The organism is Candidatus Pelagibacter sp., from assembly GCF_052049675.1.
In the GTDB taxonomy this organism is placed as follows: domain Bacteria; phylum Pseudomonadota; class Alphaproteobacteria; order Pelagibacterales; family Pelagibacteraceae; genus Pelagibacter.
Genome location: NZ_JBNGZM010000001.1, coordinates 1,118,729 through 1,143,404 on the forward strand (window position 1 = coordinate 1,118,729; position 24,676 = coordinate 1,143,404).

The following is a 24,676-nucleotide window of genomic DNA, read 5'->3' on the forward strand; positions in this document are numbered from 1 at the left end:
TTATGTCTGAATTAGCTTTACCAAAAATTGATAACTCTATTTTAAATAGAAAAAGTGAGATAGTAAAAAATCTCTCAAAATTAACAAATAAAGAAAATGTTCTAAGTGAAGCTGACGAATTGAGACCTTATGAAACTGATGCTCTGTCAGTTTATACGCAAACACCTTTAGCAGTAGTACTTCCAGAAAATACTGATGAGGTAAGTGAGATATTAAAATATTGTTATAGTGAAAACATTAAAGTAGTTCCAAGAGGTGCAGGTACAGGTTTATCTGGAGGTGCATTACCCCTTCAAGATGCTATTCTTCTTGGTTTAGGAAAATTCAATAAAATACTTGAAATTGATTATAAAAATAAATGTGTAGTAACACAGCCTGGAGTAACAAATCTTGGAATTACTAATGCAGTCCAACACAAAGGGTTTTATTATGCGCCAGATCCTTCTAGCCAGTTAGCATGTTCTATAGGTGGAAATGTTGCTGAAAATTCTGGTGGAGTTCATTCACTAAAGTATGGAACGACAACAAATAATATTCTTGGCGTACAGATGGTAATGATGGATGGAACAGTTTGTAGATTTGGAGGAAAGTCTTTTGATCAAGAGGGATATGATCTTATGGGTTTAATTTGTGGATCAGAAGGTTTATTGGGAGTTGTTACCGAAGTAACAGTTAAAATTTTGAAAACACCTGATGTGGTAAGAGCGGCTTTAATAGGCTTTCCATCGATAAAAGAAGGAGGAGATGCTGCTTCAGAAATTATTTCAAGTGGAATAGTGCCAGCAGGAATGGAAATAATGGATAAAGCTTTAATTGAGGCAACAGATAATTTTAGTAAAGCAGGATATCCAAGAGATGCGGAATTATTATTAATAGTAGAACTTGATGGAACAGAATCAGAGGTAAATGAATTAATTAGAAAAGTAGAAGCTATCTGTAAAAAAAATAATTGTTCTAGTCTTAAACTAAGCAATAGTGAGAAAGAAAGACTTTCTTTCTGGGCTGGAAGAAAAGCTGCTTTTCCAGCTTGTGGAGCTATGGCCCCTGATTATTATTGTATGGATGGATCTATTCCAAGAGGTAAGCTTGCTGAAGCATTATTAGAAATTAAAAAATTATCAGTAAAATATGAATTACCGGTTGCAAATTGCTTTCATGCAGGTGATGGAAATTTACATCCACTTATTATGTTTGATGGAAATGATAAAGAACAACTTAGAAAAACTGAGGAATTTGGTTCCGAGATATTAAAAACATGTGTAAGACTTGGTGGAGTGATTACAGGTGAGCATGGTGTTGGTATAGAAAAAAGAGAACTTATGTGTGAAATGTTTAATGATAACGATATACAACAACAACTGAGTATTAAAAAATCATTAGATGAAAAAAATCTATTAAATCCTGGAAAAGTTTATCCTATACTTAGAAAATGTGCAGAGGAAGGAAGGGTTCATGTCCATAAAAATAAAGATAAATTCCCAGATCTTCCAAGATTCTAATAACGTATATTACCCCAAAGATGAAGTTGAAGTTTCAGATTTAATTCGGGAACTATATAAACAAGATTCTCCAACGGAAATTATCGGTAACAATTCAAAAAACTTTATTGGAAACAAAACTCAATCGGCTAACACTACTTCTTTATCTAAAATTTCTGGTATCATCGACTATAGACCTGAAGAATTGTATATTAAAGTAAAAGCCTGCACACCAATTAATGAAATCGAGAAGGTCTTAAGTGAAAATAGTCAGGAGCTAGCTTTTGAACCAATAGACTTCGGATATATTAAAGATGGCAAATCAAATAAAGGAACGATAGCAGGATACTTATCATGTAATTATGCAGGTTCACGAAGATTTAAAGTTGGAAGTGTACGAGATCATGTCCTAGGTTTTAAAGGAGTTAATGGAAAAGGAGATATAATTAAATCAGGAGGTACTGTTGTTAAAAATGTTACGGGTTATGATTTATCAAAACTTATAGCTGGTTCGTTTGGAACACTTGTTGCTTTGACTGAAATTACATTAAAGGTACTACCAAAGAAAGATTCTTCTAAAACTGTAATAATTTATCCTAATAATTTTGAACAAATTTATGATTTGTTTAATAAATTATCTAGTTCAAGTAGTGAAATTTCTGGTGCTGTCTTTATTCCAGAGCAATCAAATGATAAAGAATTTTCAGCTAAAAGAAATAATGTTTTTAAGTTTAATGATCTTAAATCAAAAGTTTCGTTTGTGGCATTTAGAGTTGAGGGGGATAAAATTTCAATTGAGGAAAAAATTAATAATTTAAAAAAAGAACTTGAATTAAACAATTCAGATACTTCTATTCTTGATGTTTATCAATCAGAACCATTTTGGGAAAAAATAAATAATTTAGAGGTATTCGAAATGACCGAACACAATTTAATAAGAATGGTGATACCACCAGGGAATGGTTCAAAATTATGCAAATATTTGGAAAATAACCATAATTATTTTATTGATTGGTGTGGGTCGTTATTCTGGATTGAAGTTAATAGTAAAAAAGAGGAAAAGATTAAAGATTTAAAAAAAATGGCAAAAGATTTTGGAGGTTATTTGACAGTAATTAAAACTTCATCCGAATATGATTATGGTGAACCTATTTTTACTGTTGATAAAGTACGTTTGATGATTTCTGAAAAAGTAAAACAAAGTTTTGACCCAAAAAGAATTTTAAACCCAGGTAAAATGTATAGAGGTGTTTAATGCAAACAAAATTTACTGAAGAACAGCTTAGAGATCCAGATAATTTTGCAAACGAAAAAGTTTTTAAAAAATGTGTGCATTGTGGAATGTGTAATGCTACATGTCCTACTCATCAACTTTTGGGTGACGAGCTAGATGGACCTAGAGGACGTATCTATCTCATTAAAGATATGTTGGAGAATAACAGGAAGCCAACTGAAAAAGTTGTAAAGCATATCGATCGATGTCTCTCATGTTACAGTTGTATGACTACTTGCCCAGCTGGTGTAAATTATATGCACATAATTGACCATGGAAAAAAATATATCGAAAAAAATTATCAAAGATCATTCTTTGATAAGTTAATAAGATATTTTTTATCTATCACTCTTCCAAATACAAAAGTTTTTAGATTATCAAGTTTATTAGTAAAATTATCGAAGCCGTTTAAATTCTTAATGCCTTCAAAAATTAAGGACATGATTGAGTTAATGCCTACAAAATTTCCTAAAAAAAGCTTACCAATTAAAGAAGTTTACAAACCCTCTTCTAAACAAATAATTGCTAGAGTTGCTCTTTTAACAGGATGTGTACAAAAAGAAATATCTCCTCAAATTAATGAAGCAACAATAAGACTATTAAACAGACATGGTGTAGAGGTAGTTGTTCCAAAAAAAATTCGTTGTTGTGGATCTTTAAATCATCATCTTGGAAAAGAGGAGGATGCACATCAAGATTTTAAAAACAATATAAACACTTGGTATGAGGAGCATCAAAAAGGAAATTTAGATGCAATTTTATCAAATACATCAGGTTGTGGAACAACAATGAAAGACTATGGATTTATTTTTCGTGAGGACAAAGAACTAAGTAAAAAAGCAAAAGTAATATCAGAACTTACAAAGGATATATCGGAATATGTATTTGAAAGTTTAAAACTCGATATTAAAGATAAGGAAAAAAAATATAAAGTAGCTTATCACTCTGCGTGTTCTATGCAGCATGGTCAAAAAGTTCATTCTCAGCCAGTATCACTACTTGAAAAAACAAATAACGAAATAATGGAAATTCCTGAAGGACATATATGTTGTGGATCAGCTGGTACTTACAACATATTACAATCAAAAATTGCAAAACAATTATTGAAGAAAAAAGTAAATAATATTGAAAGTTTAAATCCAGATTTTATTTCTACTGGAAATATTGGTTGTATTACACAAATCGCTCATGGCACTAAAGTTCCAATATTACATACAATTGAAGTTTTAGATTGGTACACAGGTGGACCAAAACCTGAAATTTTAAAATAGAAATTATGAAAAAAGTTTTAATTACAAGACGCTTGATAAGAGAAAGTGAAGACAAAGCATCTAAGTTATTTGATGCTAAATTTAATACTAATGATGAACTTTATTCACAAAAAAAAATTGTTGAAATGAGCCAAGGATTTGATGGCATATTATCATCACTAACTGAAAAATTAGATGCAGAAACAATCAATCAATTACCAGATACAATTAAAATAATTTCAAATTTTGCAGTAGGATTTGGAAACATTGATTTAGAAGCAGCAAAAAATAAAGGCATAGCAGTAACAAATACACCAGAAGTTTTATCAGATGCTACAGCAGAAATTGGAATTTTATTAATTTTAGGAGCATGCAGAAGAGCATCTGAAGGAATAGAGTCTGCAAGAGAGGGTGGATGGAAATGGTCAGCTGACTACTTAATTGGAAAACAATTAACAGGAACAAGATTAGGAATATTAGGAATGGGTCGTATTGGTCAAAAAATTGCAAAAATTGCAAAATCTTTAGGCATGATCATTCATTATCATAATCGTTCAAAATTAAGTGAAGGCAAAGAACAAGGTGCAACATATCATGACAGTATAAAAAGTCTTTTTTCAGTTTCAGATGTTTTATCAATTTGTTGTCCAGCCACAAAAGAAACAGAGAACTTAATAAATAAAGAGACTGTTGAGTATTTTCCTAAAGGTGCTGTGATAACTAATGTTGCTAGAGGTGATATAGTTGATGATGAAGCTTTAATTGATGCATTGAATAGACGAAAAATTTATGCAGCAGGATTAGATGTTTATAAAAATGAACCAAATTTAAATCCTGGTTATTTAAAAATCCCAAGTGCTTTTGTTTTACCTCATCTTGGGAGTGCAACAAAAGATACAAGAATTGCAATGGGAAATTTAGCAATTGATAATCTAGATGAGTTTTTTAGAACTGGAAACTGTATCAATAAAGTAAATTAAAATGTCTCAATCAATAGCTTTCATTGGCGTTGGCAACATGGGTTGTCCAATGGCTGAAAATCTAATGAAGGCAGGTAAATCTGTAAAAGTTTTTGATGTCTCAAAAAAAATGCTTGAAATTGCAAAAGATAAAAATCTTGAAACAACCAAAAATTTAGATGATTTAATCACAGCTGATGTTGAAACGGTGATAACCATGCTTCCAGAAGGTAAGCATTCTAAGGAAGTTTTTTTAGGAGAAAACGGAATAATAAATAAAGTTTCAAAAGATTGTCTTTTAATAGATTGTTCAACAATTGATATACAAACTTCTATTGAGATTGGAAAAAAGGCTTCAGAATTAGGAATAAAAATGATTGATGCCCCAGTTAGTGGTGGAGTAATGGGAGCTCAAAAAGCAACTTTAAATATAATGGTTGGTGGATCAAAAGAAGCATATGAAAAAGCGCTTCCTTTATTAGAAATTATGGGAAAAAATATATTTCATGCAGGTGATTTAGGTAGTGGGAATGGTGCTAAGATTTGTAACAATATGGCCCTAGGCATTGCAATGATTGCTGCTTCAGAGTCATTAATGTTAGCAAAAAGATTAAATATAGATATCAAAAAAGTTCATGAGATCATGAAAAACGCATCAGGTAACAGTTGGCCAATTTCTGTTTATCCACCATTACCTGGTTTAATTGATGGAACGCCTTCGAACAATAATTATCGTCCAGGTTTTTCTGCAGGTATGATGAACAAAGATCTTAAACTTGCTAACGATTGCGCAAAAAGTGTTAGTGCTGAAACACCACTAGGAAAAATGGCATTAGAAATTTATGATCAATTTTGCAAAGATGGAAACGATGCAAAAGATTTTTCTGCTATTTCAAAAGTTATTGGTGGTAGCGCTTGGGATTATCCAATTGATTAAATAATTTTATTGCAAGTGTTTATAAATTGTAGTTCTAGATATACCTAGTTTTCTTGATGCTGCAGAAATATTATTTGTCTCACTAAAAGTTGATCTAATTAGAATACATTTCTCTCTTTTAATTTTGGTGTCTTCACAATTTTTACATGGATAAATTTTATTTTGTTTATCAGTATCTACAAATTTATTTTCTTTAAAAATTTGACTTTTAACTAAAAAAACAGACGAGCCTAAGTGATCAGTAATTTTTAATATTTTATTATTTAAGATGTCTGTTGCAATAGATGAAAATGAATTGGTAAAAATTTTATTAAAATCTTCATTTTTTAGATATACTAGTCCGTTAAGCATAACTTTTGCATTACTGTTTGCACCCACAATAACACCGTCTCCATTAACAGCTAATAACCCAACACTAGTTGTTGATAAATACTCTTGTCTAGGATGAAAAGATAAAATTAATTCGTTTTCAAACTTCTTAATAAATAATTTGGTTTCGATACTTCTAGTTGCAAGTTTTACTAAAGCTAGAGTGTGTTGTTCTCTGGACATATAATCAGTTGAAGCATCTATGATACCAATGGTCTTGCCTTCATGATTAATTATTGGACTTGCAAAACAAGATATATTTTCATGAGCTGTAAAAAAATGTTCTTTACCAGATACTATTGTTGGTTTTTTTAACTCAACTGATAATCCCAAACCATTTGTACCACAAATTTTTTCTGTCCATATTGAACCTGGTATTACAGTTTTACCTACGTCTGTATTAAGACATGTTTTATCATACATTGTATCAAGTACTAAACCGTTCTCATCTGAATATGCGATCATAAAATTAGTTCCAGCAATTTGTGAGTATAAAAGTTCCAATTCTGGGAGCACTATTTTTCTAAGAGCTTCATTTTTTTCTTTGATCTCTTTTAATTGAATAGAGGATACTACGCTTTGTTTTGGATCTTTAAATGGATCAAGACCCTTAGCGATGCATCTTGACCAACTATCTGAAATCTCCTTGCCCATTTCATAGGACATCATTCCTCTTTTTTTTAGGATGTTTTTAAACTCTTTTTTTTGAGAAGATAAATTTTCCATTTCAAAAAGATAATTAAAATAAGGGTATTCAACAACTAACCACAGGTTGTATTTGTTAATTTTTTGGACAATTTAAAGCTTGGTTGACTCCTTTGTTAAACGTTTTTCCAATAGATTTTTAGAAATTAATTTAGGAGGCGATAACGATGCCAAATGAAAAACTTAAAGGTAAAAAAGCAATTGTGACCGGAGGGTCAAGAGGAATAGGGCGTGGAATTGCTCTAACGCTTGCCGCTGCTGGAGCAGATGTTGCATTTTGCCATCACAAAGACAATGATAAGGCTAAAGAAACTTCATCTGAAATTGAAAAACTTGGTCGTAAAAGTTTTGCTGCTGAATGTGATGTTTCATCAACTTCATCAGTTAAAGAATTTTATGCAAATGCAGTAAGCCAGATGGGTGATATTGATATCTTGGTTAACAATGCCGGTCATAACATAACTGAGAATTTTGAAGAAATAAGCGAAGAAAGTTTTGACAGAATGTTGAACGTACATGTCAAGGGTACTTTCTTCATGACGCAGGCAGTTTATAAAGATATGAAGAAAAGAGGTGCTGGACGAATTATAAATATCACCTCGCAACTTGCATATAAAGGTGCTGGAACTTTAACACATTATTGTGCAGCTAAAGGAGCAAATACAACATTCACAAGAGCTTTGGCTCTAGAATGTGCTGGTACTGGTGTATTGGTTAACGCAGTAGCACCAGGTGTAACAAATACCGATTTGTTAACACCTCTTGCTGATGAACTTCTTGATACTTTGAAGAAGGCCATACCTCTTAATAGATTCGCAGAAGTTGATGAAATTGCACCAGCTGTATTGTTGCTAGCTTCTCCTGAAGGAAGTTTTTTTCATGGAAGTTGCATATCACCAAATGGTGGTGAGGTAATGTTTTAGTCTATGTATTTTAAAAATAAAATTATAGATGTAAAAACAATAAAAGAAAATTTAGTGGGAACGTGGTCTAAATTATATGAATTAGACGATGCTAATAAAGCACTCATTTATCTTAACGATGATAAGGTTAAGGGACGAGCTGTTTTAGTTCCGTAAAAAAAAAGAGAGGTGATAATGAAAATAATAAAAACCTGCTTAACGGCTGTAATATCAAGTATGATGATATTTAGCCCTATGGCATATGCTGATAAGTGGAGCGATCAGTTTCCACATATCAAAGCTACAGGAGATATTCCAGGTGATTGTTCTAAAATGTGTTTTATAAAAGGATTTTCTCTACTGTGAGTTGTATTTATCTAATATCCGAACGTTTAAAAGTGGCATTGACTCCTGATCCGATTAATTTTTTAATGATGTTTTAAATTTAATGGGAGAGTAAGCTATGAAAGCACAAGTATTACACAAGTACGATCCGAATATGAAAGAAAAAGTTTGGGTCACAGGTGAAGAGTTACCAAATCCAAAAATAGAGAAAGCCAGTGATGTAATTGTTAAAATTGGAGCTGCAGGTGTTTGTAGAACTGATTTGCATATTATTGAGGGTGTTTGGAGACACATTACAGACCAAAATAATGATCTATTACCAATGGTTATGGGACATGAAAATGCTGGTTGGATAGAAGAAGTTGGTAAAGATGTTACAGGATTTAAAAAAGGTGATGCAGTTATATTACACCCTAAAGTTTCTGGTACAGGAGGGACATGTTTAGACTGCAGAAGAGGAAATGATATGCATGCGGAAGATCCTATCTTTGCAGGTTTGAATGTTAAACATGGAGGATATTCAGAATTACTTCAAACAAGTGTTAGAAATTTAATAAAAATTCCAAAAGTTCTTGGTCCAATAGATGTAGCTCCTTTTTCTGACGCTGGCTTGACGGCGTACAGAGTAGTGAAAAAAGCTACAAGACATCTTCTGCCTGGAGAAACTTGTGTAATTATAGGTGCTGGTGGATTAGGGCATATAGCAATTCAATGTATGAAAGCGATGTGTGCTGCAAATATTATTGTAGTTGAAAAAGCTAAAGCACCTCTAGATCATGCAATGGAGCTTGGAGCAGACCATGGAGTTTTAATAGATGGTAATGAAATAGAGAAGGTAAAAGAGCTTACTAAAGGTAAAGGAGCAGAGGCTGTCATAGATTTTGTCGGTGAAAAAGGTTCAACACCAATGGGAATTAAAATGACCAAAGCAACTGGAACTTTTTATATTGTAGGCTACGGTGAAGAAATAAGAGTTTTGGCGATTGATATGATCGATCAAGAGAAGAGTATAGTTGGAAGTCTTGTTGGTACATGGGCTGAATTATACGAATTAATGGAACTAGCTGATAAAGGTTTAGTTAAACTTTCTATGAAAGAATATAAACTTGAAGATGCTAACAAAGCTTTACATGATCTTAATGATGGAAAGATTAAAGGTCGTGCTGTTTTGGTTCCATAATTAACAACAAAAAGAGGGGAAAAACATGAAGACAATAAAAACCTACGTAGTAGCACTTATCTCGGCTTTGTTGGTATTAAGTCCTGTTGCGTATGCTGATAAGTGGAGCGATCAGTTTCCACATATCAAGGCTACTGGAGATATTCCAGGCGAGTGTTCTTACGAGTCTATGTCTAAGAAAAATTACAAAGGTAAGACACTTAAAATAAATACACATGCTGTTCCAGTTATGGGAGAACCAACAGCTTTACATGCAGAGCAATTTGCTAAACTTACAGGAGCAAAAGTTGATGTAACACATACACCTGCTGGTGATTTGTATGCAAAAGCTATGGTTCCATTTCAAGCAGGTCAAGCTCCATATGATATAGTTTTTGGATTTTCAAACTTTATTAATGATTGGAAAAGATACTTAGAACCAGTTCCAAAAAAATATGTTGAGATGAAACAAATGCAAGACGTTACCCCATCTCACATTGGTATAGCATCTTGGGATGGTGTTATGTATCAGTTTCCAGTTGATGGTGACAGACATTATTTAAAATATAGAAAAGACGTAATTGACAATCCTAAGTATCAAAAAAAATATAAAGCTGATACTGGAAAAGAGTTAAGGGTCCCACAAACATGGAAAGAGTATGGAGAAATGGCTGCGTACTTTAATGGTTGGGATTGGGATGGTGATGGCGAGAAGGAATATGGATCTGCAGAAGTTATGAAAAAAGATGACTTGATGTATGCAGCTTTTTATTCAAGATCTGCCGCTTACTCAAAAAATCCTAAAACTCCAGGTGGTTTTTTCTTTGACTTAAAAACTATGAAACCATTAATTAATAATCCAGGTTTTGTGGAAGCTTTAACCGACTGGGTCGCAGCTACTAAATATGTTCCTCCAGGAGGAATAAACTTTGGTCTAGGTGATGAAATTGGATCATTTGGCGGAGGACAAACTTTGTTTAGTTTCTCATGGGATGATGCATTTGTTGCTGCTATGCAACCTGACAGCCCAATTAACAACAAAGTTGGTGCCGCTCAATTACCTGGCGCAATGAAAGTTTGGAATAGAACAACTAACTCTTGGGATGAAGGCTTTAACCAAGCTCCTTTCTTCGTATGGGGATGGGCAGTTGGTGTTGCTAAGAAAAGTAAAGAAAAAGAAATGGCTTTTGATTACTTGTGTTTCTTTGCAAATGAAGCAAATCACCAAGCTGACATAGGTATTGGTCGTTTTGGAGTAAATCCATTTAGAAATGATGACTTTAAAGCAGATGTTTGGACTCAAATCGGTTGGGATAAAGATATTGCCCAATCATATGTTGATACCCTAGCTCAAATGGAAGAAAGTAAAAATAGAGTTTTCCCTTTGAGAGTTCCGGGTACATTTGAGTTTAATGCTGCATTAGCTACAGCTGCAGCAAAAGCTTTAGCTGGACAGTTATCACCGCAAGCTGCTTTAGACGAGGCTGCTAAGCAGTGGGAAGATATACTTAATAGAGTAGGAAAAGATAATGTAAGAGCAGCTTACTCTGTTGGTGTAGCAATGGAAGATAACAAGCTTTAAAAAAATTTTGTGGCCGTCTTAACGACGGCCACAACTAACAAATTCCAAAAATTACAATTATGAATTTTAAGCACAAATATGTTTTTTTATTTCCTGGTTTATTTGTGCTTATAGGAATACTTATTTTTCCAATTATTTTTACTATCAGATTAAGTTTATCAGGCTGGAATAGTTATACGCCTGAAATGAATTTTATAGGAATTACAAATTATATAAGACTTTTTACTGATGACCCAAGATTTTGGGAGTCTTTCTTCAGACTGAGTTTTTTATCAGTTACTACTGTTATTCTTCAATATATTATAGGTTTTGCATTAGCGCTTATAGTTTGGAGAGAAATTAAATTTAAAAGATTTTTTAGAGTTATTTTTTTAATTCCTATGATGACTACGCCTGTAATTATGACAGTAATTTGGAGAACTTTTTTTCACGAGTCTCTAGGTCCTGTGAATGATCTTTTGGGAAACTTAGGAGTAAAGCCTATATTATGGCTTAGTGACCCTGTCATTGCTAAATTCACTGTAATTATTGTTGAGGTATGGCAATGGACACCGTTTATGTTTTTGTTGTTACTTGCAGGTTTATTATCTCTGCCCAAAGAACCTTTTTTAGCTGCAGCCATAGATGGTGCAAGTTCTTTTAGAAAGTTTGTATATGTTACTTTTCCACTAATGGCGCCAATCTCAATTGGGGCAATTATTATTAGATTAATTGAGGCCTCAAAGATAATGGATACAGTTTTTGTATTAACTTCTGGAGGACCGGGTACAGCAACAGAAACTTCAAGTTTTTATATTTATATTAAAGGCTTAAGGGAGTTCCAAATGGGTTATGCTGCAACCCTTTCTTTTACGTATTTAGTTATAATGATCATAAGTTTAACGATCATTGCAAAGGTTTTAACAAAATTAATGATTAAAGAATAATGGAAAAACTATACAAATTTTTAAAATACACTTTTATTATTCTCTGGACAGTTTTTATTGTAGCTCCTTTTCTGTGGGCTATCTCTACTTCTTTTAAAGATTTCCAGTCAGTGAATAGCAAGGTTACTTACATTCCATGGTTAGATTTTGAACCAACACTTGAAGGATGGCGTGTATTAGTTAAATCACCCGCAAGAGGTGGGGTGGATATTGTTGAACCTTACTTTAATAGTCTTTTTGTAACCTGTACAGCAAGTTTAATAAGTATAGTTTTAGGAACTTTGGCAGCTTATGCTCTATCAAGATTTACTTTTAAAGCTGGTTTTGTCAGAAACAACGATATTACTTTCTTTTTTATATCACAAAGAATAATGCCGCCCATTGTTTTATCAATTCCCTTCTTCATATTTTTAAGCACAATTGGATTATTAGATAGTTTGATAGGACTAGTGGTAGTTTATATAGTTCTTTTAATGCCTATTGCAGTTTGGATCATGGTAGATTTTTTTAACCGAGTTCCAAAAGAGTTAGATGAAACTGCACTGATTGATGGATGTAATCCTTATCAAGCATTTTATAAAGTGGTATTGCCTAATTCTATACCAGGATTAATAGTAGCTGGAATGTTTTGTATTATATTTGGATGGATAGATTTTTTCTTCGCATTTATTTTAACATTCACCGAGGTTCAATTATTACCAGTTAAAGTTGTAGCATTAAATTCATCCATTACTCCATGGTGGAGCTTATCTGCCTCAGCATTAATATCGGTAGCTCCTTTAATTATAGTAGCCTTTGTCGTAGAGAGATATTTATCTAAAGGAAATTTATCTGGAGCATTAAAATAATGAATTTAATCGGAGAAAATTTAACATACAAACCTGATAATCAGTTTCATCTTAATAATGTTTCATTTGAATTCAAAAAAGGTAATTTATACACAATCCTAGGAAGAACATTATCAGGAAAAACTACATTTTTAAAAACAATAGCTGGTCTGCTAAATCCAGATAGTGGAAACATATCATTCGAAGGTAAAGATTTTACTAAAATTCCTGTTTGGGAGAGAAACGTAGCAATGGTCTACCAACAATTTATAAATTATCCTCATCTTAATGTTTATGAGAACGTAATTTTCCCACTTAAACAGAGAAAAATGAGTGAAGATAAATTTAAGACAGATGTGGAGGAGGCACTAAAGACCGTTGGGTTAATTGGTTTTGAAAATCGTAAAATTCAAGAATTATCTGGAGGTCAACAGCAAAGGGTTGCTCTAGCTAGATCATTAGCAAAAAAAGCAAAGATACTACTTCTTGATGAGCCATTGGTTAATCTTGATTATAAGCTTAGGGAGCAATTGAGAGAAGAATTTAAAAAAATATTTTCTAAGGGGCTATCGGCAGAGGCAATTTTAATCTACTCAACAACTGATCCACAAGAAGTTATGGAGCTAAATGGTGAAGTTATTGTATTAGATGAAGGAAAAGTTTTACAAAAAGGTTCCGCAAAAGAAATATTTGAGAATCCTAGAAACTTGAAAGTAGCTGAAATTTCAAATGATCCACCAATGAATATATTAAAAGGAACAATAAGATCAGATAAGTTAAATTTTGAAAATATCTCGATTAATAGACCAACCCATTTCAAAAATTTAGCTGATCTAGACTATAATTTTGGAATAAGAGCTTCTGAGATAAAATTAAATGATTCAGGAGAGGAATTTGAAATAGAACTTGCTGAAATAAGTGGTTCAGAAACTTTACTTCACTTAAAAAAGGGAAACTCAAAAGTAATTGTATTAATAGAAGAAGTAATGAATTTTAAAATTCATGAGAAGGTAAAAATAAAATTTAATGAAAAAAAATTCTATGCATTTAATAAAGAAGAAAAATTAATTTCTTCTCCTTATGGAGTTTCTAATGGCTAAAATTGAATTATCAAATATTTCTCATACTTATAATCCAAATGACATAAATCCTACCTATGCATTAAATCCATTTTCGATGACATGGGAAAATGGAAAAAGATATGCAATTTTAGGACCATCTGGATGTGGGAAAACTACAATGTTAAATATTGTTTCGGGTTTGGTTAAGCCCTCAAAAGGAAATATTTTATTTGATGAAAATGATGTAACTAATCTTATCACTGAAGAAAGAAATATAGCACAAGTTTTTCAATTTCCTGTAATTTATAATACGATGACTGTCTATGACAATTTAGCTTTTCCTTTGAAGTGTAGAGATTTTTCTAAAGAAAAAATAGAGGAGAGAGTTAAATCAGTTTCAGACACATTAAGACTTTCATCCTTTTTAAACATGCCAGCAAGGAAGCTTACAGCTGACCAAAAACAACTCATTTCATTAGGAAGAGGACTAGTAAGGGAAGATGTAGCTGCTGTATTAATGGATGAACCATTAACAGTAATTGATCCAGACTTAAAATTTAGATTGAGAAGAAATTTAAAAGAAATTAATGAAGAATATAAAACAACATTAGTATATGTTACTCATGATCAAAATGAAGCGATGACATTTGCTGACAATATTATTGTAATGGATCAAGGTGAAATAGTTCAGGTTGGGCTTCCCAAAGATTTATTTGAAAGACCTAAAACTACTTTTGTTGGCTATTTTATTGGTTCTCCTGCAATGAATTTATTTGAAACCCAATTACACACAGACAATAGTGTAAAAATTAACGACACAACAATAAAAACAAATACAAATTTATCAAAATTGAAAAATAATAATATCAAACTAGGAATTAGATCAGAATTTGTAAAAGTAGCAAAAGATGAAAGCGAGAATTTGGTAGAAGTTAATATTCAAAAAATAGAAGACTTTGGAAACTTCAAACTATTAACCACAAGAATGGGTCAATTAACAATAAAGTCAAAAATTAATAGAGAGATTGAAATTGCTAATGATAAGTTAAAATTACATTTTCCTCCCGAAAAATGTTGTGTGTACCAAAATAACAAATTGATTTAAGTAAATTTCTACTCAGGATTGTAAAAAAATTTAATTAGCTTTAAATAGTGACAATCTGTGCCTCTTTTTAGAAAGACTCTAATATGAATCTATGTTTTACTTTACCTCAGTTAATTAACTAGAGGAGAAGAAATGATTAAGAATAAAAAATCATTGAAGGGTTCTAAAACTCCTTCAAGAAGAAAGTTCTTCAAAGCCGCAGCAGCAACTGGTGCAGCCGCAGCGACAGCTGTAGCAATGCCGAATGTTGCTTTTGGTGCTCCGCAAACATTAAAGATGCAAGCAGCATGGCCATCAGGTGCTAACATCTTTTTTGAAATGGCCGGAGACTATGCCAAAATGGTCGGAGACATGTCAGGTGGAAGTTTAAAAATTGATCTTCAACCTGTTGGAGCAGTTGTAAAAACTGGAGAAATTGGACAAGCTGTAAGTGACGGTGTTCTTGATATGGGACACTGGGTTACTGCTTATTGGTATGGAAAAAATCCTGCCGCGTCTCTTTTCGGAACTGGCCCATCTTACGGTCTATCATCTCAAGAAGTAATGGCTTGGATGGAAGAAGGTGGTGGAAGAGCATTGTATGAAGAAACATTAGCAAAAGTTGGATACGACTATGTTGGTGTTTTCGCAATGCCTATGCCAGCTCAACCATTTGGTTGGTTCAAAAAGAACGTAACTAAAGTAAGTGACGTTAAAGGTATGAAGTATAGAACAGTTGGTCTTGCAACTAACGTTCTTACTGCAATGGGTATGGTAGTTAGACAATTACCAGGTGGTGAAATTCAGCCAGCTATGAAAACTGGTTTGATTGAAGCTGCAGAGTTTAATAACCCAACTTCAGACTCTCAATTTGGTATGCAAGATGTTTCTAAGCATTATCACTTAGGATCTTTCCACCAATCTCAAGAGATGTTTGAAATACCTATTAACAAAAAAACATTTAATAGCTTATCTCCTGCAAACCAAGCAATATTAAAAAATGCTTCTTATGCAGCAAATACCGCTAACTACTTTAAAGCTTTGGTAAGATACTCAGCTGATTTATCTAAATTGATGAATGAGCACAAAGTAAACGTTTACCAAACTTCAGATGCAATTTTAGCAGAGCAGTTAAAAGGTTGGGATAAAGTTGTAGGTGATTTCTCTTCTAAAGATCCATTCTTTAAGAAGATTGTTGATTCACAAAAATCTTATGCGAAAAGAGTAATGAAATACTTACTAATGAATCAGCCTAACTACAGACTTGCTTACGAAAACGAGTTTGGTCCGTTAGCGAAAGTTAAAATCTAAGGTTTAAAAATATAAAAAATTAAGGGGGCTTTTTAGCCCCCTTTTTTTTAATTGAATTAATTAAGAAAATTAAGATAAGTTAGTTAAATATGTACTCTTATATAAAATTTGCAGATACTCTTAGTACCTCAATGGGTAAAGCCTTCTCATGGTGTATAGTAATTTTGATGGGAGGAACATGTTATGAGGTTATCATGGCTTACGCATTTAATGCTCCTACTTTATGGAATTTTGATTTCAGTTTACAAATGTATGGAGCGATATTTATGATGGCTGGAGCTTACACTTTAGCAACAGAAGCTCACGTTAGAGGAGATGTTATTTACAGATTGTTCCCAACTAAAGTTCAAGGATGGATTGATTTAATATTATATTTTATCTTCTTTTTTCCAGGGGTGATTGCACTTGCATTTTATGGATATGAATATGCAGCTAAAGCATGGATGGTGAAAGAAACAAGTTGGAATAGTCCAGCACAAATTCAAATTTATATGGCAAAATCATTAATACCTTTATCAGGGATACTTCTTACTCTCCAAGGAATTAGTGAAGTTTTTAGAGCAATTATTTGTATTAGAACGGGACATTGGCCAGAGAGAGATGCTGGTGCAGAAGAAACAGAGAAAATTTTAATGAGAAAATCTAAAGAGGAAGAAAAAATAGATGTTGTTTAGTCTAACAAATCCAGAAATTGCAATTTTAATGATGGTGATATTTCTGTTTGCTGTATTACTAGGATTCCCTATTGCATTTACTTTAATGGCAATGGGTTTAGGATTTGGGTATTACGCATATTTTGATCCCTCAAGAATGGATCATCTATTAGACAATAGGATATTTAATTTATTTGTTTCAAATACCTACTCCGTCATGGATAATCATGTCCTCACCGCAGTGCCCTTATTTTTATTTATGGGCTATTTAGTTGAAAGAGCAGGTATAGTTGCAAGATTATTTTATGCTATAAGACTTGCATCTCATTCGCTACCGGCTTCGATGGCTGTCGCTGCCCTTGTTACTTGCACTTTATTCTCTACAGCAACAGGTATAATTGGAGCAGTTGTAACTTTAATGGGTTTGCTTGCTTGGCCTGCAATGGTCAAAGCTGGTTATGATAAAAAATTTGCATCAGGAGTGATATGTGCTGGAGGATGTTTAGGAATTTTAATTCCCCCTAGTATTATGCTTATTGTTTATGCAGTAATTGCTCAGTTATCCCCATTAAGATTATTTGCTGCAGCAATATTTCCTGGTTTGATGTTAGCAGGTTTATATATTTTATATGCAATTATTTTGGCTTATTTTAATCCATCAGTTGCACCCAAGCCTCCTAAAGAAGAAATCCCTCCAAGATCAGTGATCTTAAAAGAAGTTTTGGTTTCATTCTTACCATTATTTTCATTAATTATTTTAGTATTAGGAAGTATTCTTGCTGGTTTGGCTACTCCTGCAGAAGCAGCAGGTGTTGGAGCTTTTGGAGCATTAGTTTTATCTTTCTTTTATAAATCTCTAAAATGGAAAAATTTTAAAGAGTCTGTCTTTCTTACCGCAAAAACTACTGCAATGATTATGTGGTTATTTATTGGATCTTGGACGTTTGCGTCAGTATTTTCATATTTAGGAGGACATGAAGTATTTGAGCATTTTTTTAAATCAATGGATATACAGCCTTGGCAATTTTTAGTAATTACACAAATTATAATTTTCTTATTAGGCTGGCCATTAGAGTGGACTGAAATATTAATTATATTTGTTCCAATATTTTTACCTTTAGTAGAATTTTTTGGAGTTAACCCTTATTTTTTTGCTATGTTAATTGCGTTAAATTTACAAACATCATTTTTAACGCCCCCCATGGCCATGTCGGCTTATTATTTAAAAGGTGTGCAATCTAAAAATGTTGAATTAATTGAGGTATTCAAAGGCATCATGCCATTCTTGGCGATAGTTATTTTTGGAATGGTTTTGATGTATTTATTTCCAGGTATAGCTCTGTGGTTACCTGATCAATTATTTGCAAACTAATTTAATGAATGAAATTGTAAGTTATTCTGTTGAAGAATTAATAAATAAAATTTCAAATTCTCAAATTACTTCTGTCGAAATATGTGAAGCTTATATTGAGAGAGTTAATAAGTTTGAAAAAGATATAAATGCTTGGGCTTTTTTTGACAAAGAATTGTTATTAGAAAAAGCCAAAGAGTCAGATGCTTACAAAAAATCTGGAAAACCTACCGGTCCGCTGCATGGTATTCCTGTAGCGGTTAAAGATATTGTTGGCACTTTAGATATGCCAACTGAATGTGGTACACCGATAAGAAAAGGTAAATCTTATTCACAGAATGCAGAAATAGTTGATTTATTAACATCTTCAGGAGCAATTGTGATGGGTAAAACAGTTACTACAGAATTAGCATATTTAAATCCCTCTAAAACAAAAAATCCACACGATTATTCACGAACTCCGGGAGGATCATCAAGTGGTTCTGCTGCAGTTATTGCATCTTATATGGCCCCGCTTTCAATTGGATCACAAACTGGTGGCTCAATAATTAGACCAGCATCTTATTGTGGTGTTGTTGGATACAAACCTTCATTTGGTCTTATTTCTAGAAATGGAGTATTAAAGACTTCTGAAAAACTTGATCATTTAGGAGTTTTTGGAAAATCAGTTGAGGACATAGCTTATTTAGTTAAAGAGTTAATTAAAAAAGATTCCCATGACCCTGCCACTGTATATTACTCTTCAAGTAAGATGGTCGATGCTGTAAAAAAAGGTCCTTTGTATGAACCAAAATTTATTTTTTATAAAACTGAATTTTGGAAAACAATTGATAAAAAATCTAAGGAAGCTTTTGAATATTTTATAAAGTCGTTTAAAAAAAATATAGAAGCACATGATACTCCTTCTTATTTTAAAGATATCCATAAATATCATCAAATAATTTATGAAACTGATTTAGCTAATAATTTTAGTGATTATTACAAAAATTATAAATCGAAACTTTCAAAAATTATGCAAAATGCAATTGTAAATGGAAGAAAACATACTGCAAAAGAATATGCTGAAGCAATAGATTTTATGAAAAGAAGTTATGACTCTTATAAAGAAGTATTTGAGGATTATCATGGGGTTTTATCCCCATCTAGCCCAGGTGTTGCTATAAAGGGTCTTAAGAGCACTGGATCAGCTGATTTTAATAAAGTTTGGTCTTATTTAGGAACTCCTTGTATTTCACTTCCTTTACTTCAGGGTGAAAATAATTTACCATTAGGCATTCAAGTTATTGGAGAGAAATATGACGATAATCGTTTCTTAGGAGTTTGCAGTTGGCTTGAAAAGGAAAGCGAAAAATTTAATGAATAAACTTGTAACACTTATAGGACTTTCTTTTGCAATCTTTTTTCTTGTGGGTTTAGCAACAACACTTACAAGATCCATGATGATAGGTTTTCTTGATGTATTACCAGTTTATATATTGATGATACTTGCGATATCCATGATGTTATACGAAGCTTTCTTTGATAAAAAATAAATTTAATAATTCGTAAATTTACTACCTCTGATTGTATTATATTCTTTAATAGGAATTTTAACCTAGACTTAAACGTCCAATTGTAATTTAATCTGTGCAGTTAATTAACAAAGAAGAGGAGATACTAATGATTAAAGAAAAAAAATCATTGAAGGTTTCTAGATCACCTTCAAGAAGAAAGTTCTTTAAAACTGCAGCTGCAACTGGTGTTGCTGCTGTTGCAGCATCATCTTTATCTGCTCCAGCTGTTGCCAAAGAGAGAATAGAAGCTTCTATGGTAGCTACTTGGCCAAGAGATTTTCCAGGCCTTGGAACTGGTGCACAAAGACTTGCTCAAAGATTGAGTGATATGAGTGACGGTAGAATTCAAGTTACTTATTATGCTGCTAATGAAAGGGTAAAAGCATTTGACTCGTTTGATGAAGTTGCTTCAGGCAATTCTCAAATGTATCACGGTGCTGATTACTACTGGGTTAAAAAACACCCTGCATTTGGATATTTTACTGCCGTTCCATTTGGTTTCACATATGCTGAAATGAATGCGTGGTTAAAATTTGCTGGTGGACAAGAGCTGTGGGATGAATTGACTGACGATTTCGGAACACAAAGTTTTGCTGCTGGTAACACTGGAGTGCAAATGGGTGGTTGGTTTAACAAAAAAATTAGATCAGCTAATGATATTAAGGGTTTAAAAATGCGTATGCCTGGTTTAGGTGGACAAGTACTTGGAAAACTTGGTGGTTCTCCAATTTCACTTCCAGGTGGACAAATTTATGAAAACCTTGTGTCTGGTGCAATTGATGCAACGGAATGGGTAGGACCTTGGAATGATGAGGCTTTCAAGTTTTATGAAGCAGCCAAGTATTATTACTATCCAGGAATGCACGAACCAGGATCAACCCTATGTTGTGGTGTAAATAAATCTTGGTTCACAAGTCTAACTAAGTCAGATCAGTTGATTATAAAAACTGCTTGTGATTGGGCTGATACAACTACTATGGCAGAATATAATGCAAAAAATGGAGCAGCATTAGATCGTTTAGTGAACGAAAATGGAGTTAAACTTGAGAAGTTTAACGATAAAGTTTACGACGCTTTTGCTAAAGGTGCTGCAGAAGTTTTTGACGAAGTTCAGCAACATAGTGCTCTTGCTCAGAAAGTGCATGCTGCTTTTGTTAAAGGACGAAAAGAAATAGGTGCTTGGACAAACTTGTCTGACTCACCGTACATTTCTCAAAGAAATAGAGCATTAGGAGTATAATTTAATTCTAATTAATACTAGAGGGCCCTTAAACGGGCCCTCTTTTTATACATCATTAAAAGTTTTGTCATATGATTGAGAAAAAAAACTTATCTATTTTAATAAGAATATTTAGTTATTCTATCTTAACATTAACATTAATTTTTTTAATAAATAATGTTTTAACAGTTTGGTTTGATTGGCCAGGAGTTAAAAAACTTTTTTCTCACTATGAAATATTTGGATTTAAAAAATTAAATGAACCTTTAGAAGGACTTGCAATGAGTCTGTCGTATATTCAATTATTATTTTATTTTTTGTCTTTTATAGGAGTTATATTGTTTGTTTTAAAATCTTTAAAACAAACATTACAAACAGACTCAGAAATACTAAAAAAAATAACAGCATATATTATTAGATCTTCATTCTGGGCAGTGCTAATTGTTGGAGTAGCAGATTTTTTAATCTCATTTATGGTTGTAGAAAAATTGGTTGAGCCAATTTTTGGGGAACAAGTTAAAATTAATTTAGTAAAACCTGCTTTCAGAATTTCATATATACATTTCCCACTTATATTAGCTTCTTTTGTAATTGGTTATTTCACAAGATCTGTAGGATTTATTTGGTTAGCAGTTTTAGTAGTTGGAAGTGAATTCTTGATAGTAGTATCAAGATTTATATTTCAATATGAACAAGCTTTTCAAGGAGATCTTGTTCGTTTTTGGTATGCTGCACTTTATCTTTTCGCAAGTGCATATGCATTAATTCACGAAGGTCATGTAAGAGTTGATGTTTTGTATGCTAATTTTAGTGAGCGAAAGAAGGCATGGACTAATGCAATTGGATCTCTCATTTTAGGCATTCCTTTATGTTTGATAGTTATATTTTTGGGTATGGGTGGTAAAGCTAGTATCATTAATGGTCCAGTAATTTCATTTGAAATTACTCAGCAAGGTTCGAATGGATTATATTTACTTTATTTAATGGCAGTTTACTTAGCGGTATTTGCAGTAAGTATGTTAACTCAATTCACAAGTTATTTTATGAGCAGTAGTCACAAACTTTTAAATAATTAAATAATGGAACATTTATTTTTAGCTTTACTGGTAATTATAATGATTGGAGCTTTGGCATCTGGTTTTCCAGTAGCTTTTGCACTACCTGGATCAGCAATAATTTCAATAGGACTAGCTGCTTTTTTCGGTTATTTATTTGCAGGAGACCCCAGTGCTTATTTTGCTGTTGATGGGCCTAAAGAATGGTTAACCGCTGGTATTACTAATTTTAGGAGTAATTATTGGGATGTAGAAACTGACACCTTAATTGCGATCCCATTGTTTATCTTTATGGGGATAATGTTGCAAAAATCAAAAATTGCAGAAGACCTTTTAGTTACTATGGGACAACTATTTGGACCAATTCCAGGAGGGCTTGGTATTTCTGTTATCTTTGTTGGTGCATTACTTGCAGCGACAACCGGAATAGTTGGAGCAACAGTAATAGCAATGGGACTAATTTCCTTACCCACAATGTTAAATAATAAATATGACAAAAGATTAGCAAGTGGAATTGTTTGTTCCTCTGGTACACTTGGTCAAATTATACCTCCTTCAATTGTCTTAATTATAATTGCTGATCAATTGGCAAGTGCCGCTGATGTTGCAAATACTATGCGTCAGACTGATTATAAAATTTTAACTGGCGAATTTAATATGCCTGGAGAATTTAGAGTAGGGTCTACTTCAGCTGGAGATATGTTTTTAGGAGCATTATTACCAGGATTAGTTTTGGTTGGGTTGTATATGCTTTACATATTTGTGTATGCAAGATTAAACCCAAAAGCAGCTCCTCCTGTTCCATTTAAAGGAAATTTCGACTCTAAATTTTGGATCAAAGTTATTTTAGTAATTATTCCACCACTTGCTCTAATCTTTGCAGTTTTAGGATCTATACTTATGGGTATTGCTACAGTAAATCAGGCTGGATCAATAGGTGCTATTGGTGCAACAATGATGGCAGGCTATCGATTGCATCAAGGTAAAAAGAATGCATACTATCCAATAATAATTTCAATCGTATCTTTAATTCCAATTTATTTTTTGTCTAAAAATTATAACTTAAATATTAAAGCAGTTGACACTAGAGATCTAGGCGCAATATTAATTGCATTATTTTTTACAATTACATTTTTAGCAAGTGTTGTATGGAGTTTTTGGAGAGCATTTAAAATAGATGATGTTTTAAAAGAAGTTGTTGTAGAAACTTGTGTAACTACCTCAATGGTATTTATAATTCTACTTGGAGCAGCAATGTTAACCTCTGGATTTAGGGCATTTGGAGGTGAAGAGTTAGTAAGAGACTTTCTTCAAGATTTACCAGGAGGGTTTTGGACTCAGTTCGTTGTTGTAATGGTAGTAATCTTTTTATTAGGTTTCTTTCTTGATTTTATTGAAATAGCTGTAGTTGTTGTTCCTATTATTGCTCCTATATTATTAGCAGAACCAGGTGCGAATGTAAGTGCAATTTGGCTTGGTGTTATGATTGGGGTAAATTTACAAACTTCATTTTTAACCCCACCATTTGGATTTGCTTTATTTTATTTAAAAGGAGTAGCTTCAAAACTTGTTACTACTTTAAATATTTGGAAAGGAGTTGTTCCGTTTATTATTTTACAATTGATAGGTCTTGGAATTGTTGGTTTTTATCCTTCATTGGTAAATTATTTACCAGCAAGAACATATTTAACTTCTAATGTAGCTCCACCACCAATGAATCCAAAACTACAATATTGCTTACAAGAATATAAATTTGCAATTTATAATAATGAAGAACAAACAATTACAAATGTAATTAAGAATATGCAGATGTTAACTCCAGCAAATCTTCCAGTAGATAAATTAGATATTTTTGAAGAGCATTTTGATAATGCTTTAGGAACTTTTGCTATAGTTAAAAAATTGCAAAAAACTGAGCAAGAGTACGATTTATTTACAAAAGATTATAAAGATCTTCATTTCGATGTAAGAAAAATTCAGAAAAAAGTTAGAAAAATTGACCAAAAAATAAAAAAATTAAAAGCTGAAATTAGAAACTTAGATGAAGATAATTTTTCAGTTAAAAATAAATTAGAATTAAAAATTGAGAATTACGAGTTAGAAATTAAAGAACTTCAAAATAAAGTTCCTGAAAACTGGAAAATAAAAAATGGAGAGTTTGAAATTTTACACAAAGCAAAAAACACAAGAACTAAGAGATATAGAAAAAACGTTGATGAGGCTTATGAAACTTTGGATCAAATAGTAATGTTTATAAATGATAATGAAAAATTAAAAGAACTTTCGCCAGAAATAAAAGAATTAAGAAATACTATTGATAATAAAAATTTTGAAAAATCCATTTTAATAATCGATAGCCTTTTTGAAAATCTTGGAGAAATCTCTGGGACAGAAGAATTTGCAAATAAACTTGATGATCTAATTTCTGTCATCGATAATGATGAGATTGATGAGCAGAAGTTAATTGAAACCAGTTCAGAAACTTTTGATCTTTTCAACCTAGAAGTTTCATGGAGAGATGATGCTAATAAAAATTTATTACCTGAATTAATTAAATACAATGATGTAATTAAACACAATATTGGACTAAGACTTCAAAGCAGGTTAACTAAAGAACAAGCTAAATTTGTTGCAAGATGTAACTCAGTTCACCGAGATATATCTTTAAACTTTTAAT

The 24,676-nt window shown here is 32.4% G+C and carries 22 protein-coding genes; 21 read left to right on the top strand and 1 reads right to left on the bottom strand.

Annotation, left to right across the window (positions count from 1 at the left end; genetic code table 11):
* Nucleotides 1-2 precede the first annotated feature (2 nt).
* From ACTT9L_RS06115 to mmsB, 5 genes are read left to right on the top strand one after another with little or no spacing between them, the layout of a single operon-like run.
* A complete protein-coding gene (locus ACTT9L_RS06115) occupies nt 3-1,499 on the top strand; it encodes an FAD-linked oxidase C-terminal domain-containing protein (protein ID WP_440928427.1) in 1,497 nt (498 codons plus the stop codon).
* Nucleotides 1,453-2,733, top strand: coding sequence for an FAD-binding protein (locus tag ACTT9L_RS06120; protein WP_440928428.1), 1,281 nt, complete (start codon nt 1,453-1,455; stop codon nt 2,731-2,733). The genes ACTT9L_RS06115 and ACTT9L_RS06120 overlap by 47 nt, the downstream gene beginning before the upstream one ends.
* Complete coding sequence (glcF, locus tag ACTT9L_RS06125; protein ID WP_440928429.1) at nt 2,733-4,022, top strand: glycolate oxidase subunit GlcF; 1,290 nt, start codon at nt 2,733-2,735, stop codon at nt 4,020-4,022. The genes ACTT9L_RS06120 and glcF overlap by 1 nt, the downstream gene beginning before the upstream one ends.
* 5 nt (nt 4,023-4,027) lie before the next feature.
* Nucleotides 4,028-4,981 (top strand): 2-hydroxyacid dehydrogenase, encoded by a 954-nt coding sequence (locus ACTT9L_RS06130; protein WP_440928430.1) that lies wholly within the window; start codon nt 4,028-4,030, stop codon nt 4,979-4,981.
* A 1-nt stretch (nt 4,982) separates the two neighbouring features.
* Nucleotides 4,983-5,897, top strand: a complete 915-nt coding sequence (mmsB, locus tag ACTT9L_RS06135; protein ID WP_440928431.1) for a 3-hydroxyisobutyrate dehydrogenase — start codon at nt 4,983-4,985, stop codon at nt 5,895-5,897.
* Between the two features lie 6 nt (nt 5,898-5,903).
* Here the strand turns inward: mmsB and ACTT9L_RS06140 are convergent, their stop codons facing one another.
* Nucleotides 5,904-6,992, bottom strand: coding sequence for a GAF domain-containing protein (locus tag ACTT9L_RS06140; RefSeq protein WP_440928432.1), 1,089 nt, complete (start codon nt 6,990-6,992; stop codon nt 5,904-5,906).
* Between the two features lie 146 nt (nt 6,993-7,138).
* On the opposite strand from ACTT9L_RS06140, the gene ACTT9L_RS06145 reads away from it, so the two are divergent.
* From ACTT9L_RS06145 to ACTT9L_RS06220, 16 genes are all read left to right on the top strand, one after another.
* On the top strand, nt 7,139-7,894 hold the full coding sequence (locus tag ACTT9L_RS06145; RefSeq protein WP_440928433.1) for an SDR family NAD(P)-dependent oxidoreductase: 756 nt from the start codon (nt 7,139-7,141) through the stop codon (nt 7,892-7,894).
* A gap of 216 nt (nt 7,895-8,110) precedes the next feature.
* A complete protein-coding gene (locus ACTT9L_RS06150) occupies nt 8,111-8,239 on the top strand; it encodes a hypothetical protein (RefSeq protein WP_440925813.1) in 129 nt (42 codons plus the stop codon).
* A gap of 97 nt (nt 8,240-8,336) precedes the next feature.
* Complete coding sequence (locus ACTT9L_RS06155) at nt 8,337-9,398, top strand: NAD(P)-dependent alcohol dehydrogenase (protein WP_440928434.1); 1,062 nt, start codon at nt 8,337-8,339, stop codon at nt 9,396-9,398.
* Between the two features lie 25 nt (nt 9,399-9,423).
* On the top strand, nt 9,424-10,959 hold the full coding sequence (locus ACTT9L_RS06160) for an ABC transporter substrate-binding protein (protein ID WP_440928435.1): 1,536 nt from the start codon (nt 9,424-9,426) through the stop codon (nt 10,957-10,959).
* Between the two features lie 59 nt (nt 10,960-11,018).
* Nucleotides 11,019-11,885, top strand: a complete 867-nt coding sequence (locus ACTT9L_RS06165; protein WP_440928436.1) for a carbohydrate ABC transporter permease — start codon at nt 11,019-11,021, stop codon at nt 11,883-11,885.
* Nucleotides 11,885-12,733 carry a carbohydrate ABC transporter permease gene (locus tag ACTT9L_RS06170; RefSeq protein WP_440925809.1) on the top strand — a complete coding sequence of 283 codons (849 nt, stop codon included), beginning with the start codon at nt 11,885-11,887 and terminating at the stop codon, nt 12,731-12,733. Before ACTT9L_RS06165 ends, ACTT9L_RS06170 begins: the two co-directional genes overlap by 1 nt.
* On the top strand, nt 12,733-13,812 hold the full coding sequence (locus tag ACTT9L_RS06175; protein ID WP_440928437.1) for an ABC transporter ATP-binding protein: 1,080 nt from the start codon (nt 12,733-12,735) through the stop codon (nt 13,810-13,812). The genes ACTT9L_RS06170 and ACTT9L_RS06175 overlap by 1 nt, the downstream gene beginning before the upstream one ends.
* Complete coding sequence (locus ACTT9L_RS06180) at nt 13,805-14,878, top strand: ABC transporter ATP-binding protein (protein ID WP_440928438.1); 1,074 nt, start codon at nt 13,805-13,807, stop codon at nt 14,876-14,878. Before ACTT9L_RS06175 ends, ACTT9L_RS06180 begins: the two co-directional genes overlap by 8 nt.
* A 132-nt stretch (nt 14,879-15,010) precedes the next feature.
* Nucleotides 15,011-16,168 carry a TRAP transporter substrate-binding protein gene (locus ACTT9L_RS06185; protein ID WP_440928439.1) on the top strand — a complete coding sequence of 386 codons (1,158 nt, stop codon included), beginning with the start codon at nt 15,011-15,013 and terminating at the stop codon, nt 16,166-16,168.
* 89 nt (nt 16,169-16,257) lie between these two features.
* A complete protein-coding gene (locus tag ACTT9L_RS06190; RefSeq protein ID WP_440925805.1) occupies nt 16,258-16,842 on the top strand; it encodes a TRAP transporter small permease subunit in 585 nt (194 codons plus the stop codon).
* Nucleotides 16,832-18,193, top strand: coding sequence for a TRAP transporter large permease (locus ACTT9L_RS06195; RefSeq protein WP_440928440.1), 1,362 nt, complete (start codon nt 16,832-16,834; stop codon nt 18,191-18,193). The genes ACTT9L_RS06190 and ACTT9L_RS06195 overlap by 11 nt, the downstream gene beginning before the upstream one ends.
* 4 nt (nt 18,194-18,197) lie before the next feature.
* Nucleotides 18,198-19,535, top strand: a complete 1,338-nt coding sequence (locus ACTT9L_RS06200) for an amidase (protein WP_440928441.1) — start codon at nt 18,198-18,200, stop codon at nt 19,533-19,535.
* Nucleotides 19,528-19,704: a hypothetical protein gene (locus ACTT9L_RS06205; RefSeq protein WP_440928442.1), complete on the top strand. Its 177-nt coding sequence runs from the start codon at nt 19,528-19,530 to the stop codon at nt 19,702-19,704. Before ACTT9L_RS06200 ends, ACTT9L_RS06205 begins: the two co-directional genes overlap by 8 nt.
* Nucleotides 19,705-19,831: 127 nt before the next feature.
* Entirely contained in the window at nt 19,832-20,965 is a 1,134-nt protein-coding gene (locus ACTT9L_RS06210) for a TRAP transporter substrate-binding protein (RefSeq protein ID WP_440925801.1), read from the top strand.
* A 71-nt stretch (nt 20,966-21,036) separates the two neighbouring features.
* Entirely contained in the window at nt 21,037-22,020 is a 984-nt protein-coding gene (locus tag ACTT9L_RS06215) for a TRAP transporter small permease subunit (RefSeq protein WP_440928443.1), read from the top strand.
* 3 nt (nt 22,021-22,023) lie between these two features.
* Complete coding sequence (locus ACTT9L_RS06220) at nt 22,024-24,675, top strand: TRAP transporter large permease subunit (RefSeq protein WP_440928444.1); 2,652 nt, start codon at nt 22,024-22,026, stop codon at nt 24,673-24,675.
* The last annotated feature ends 1 nt before the right edge of the window (nt 24,676 follow it).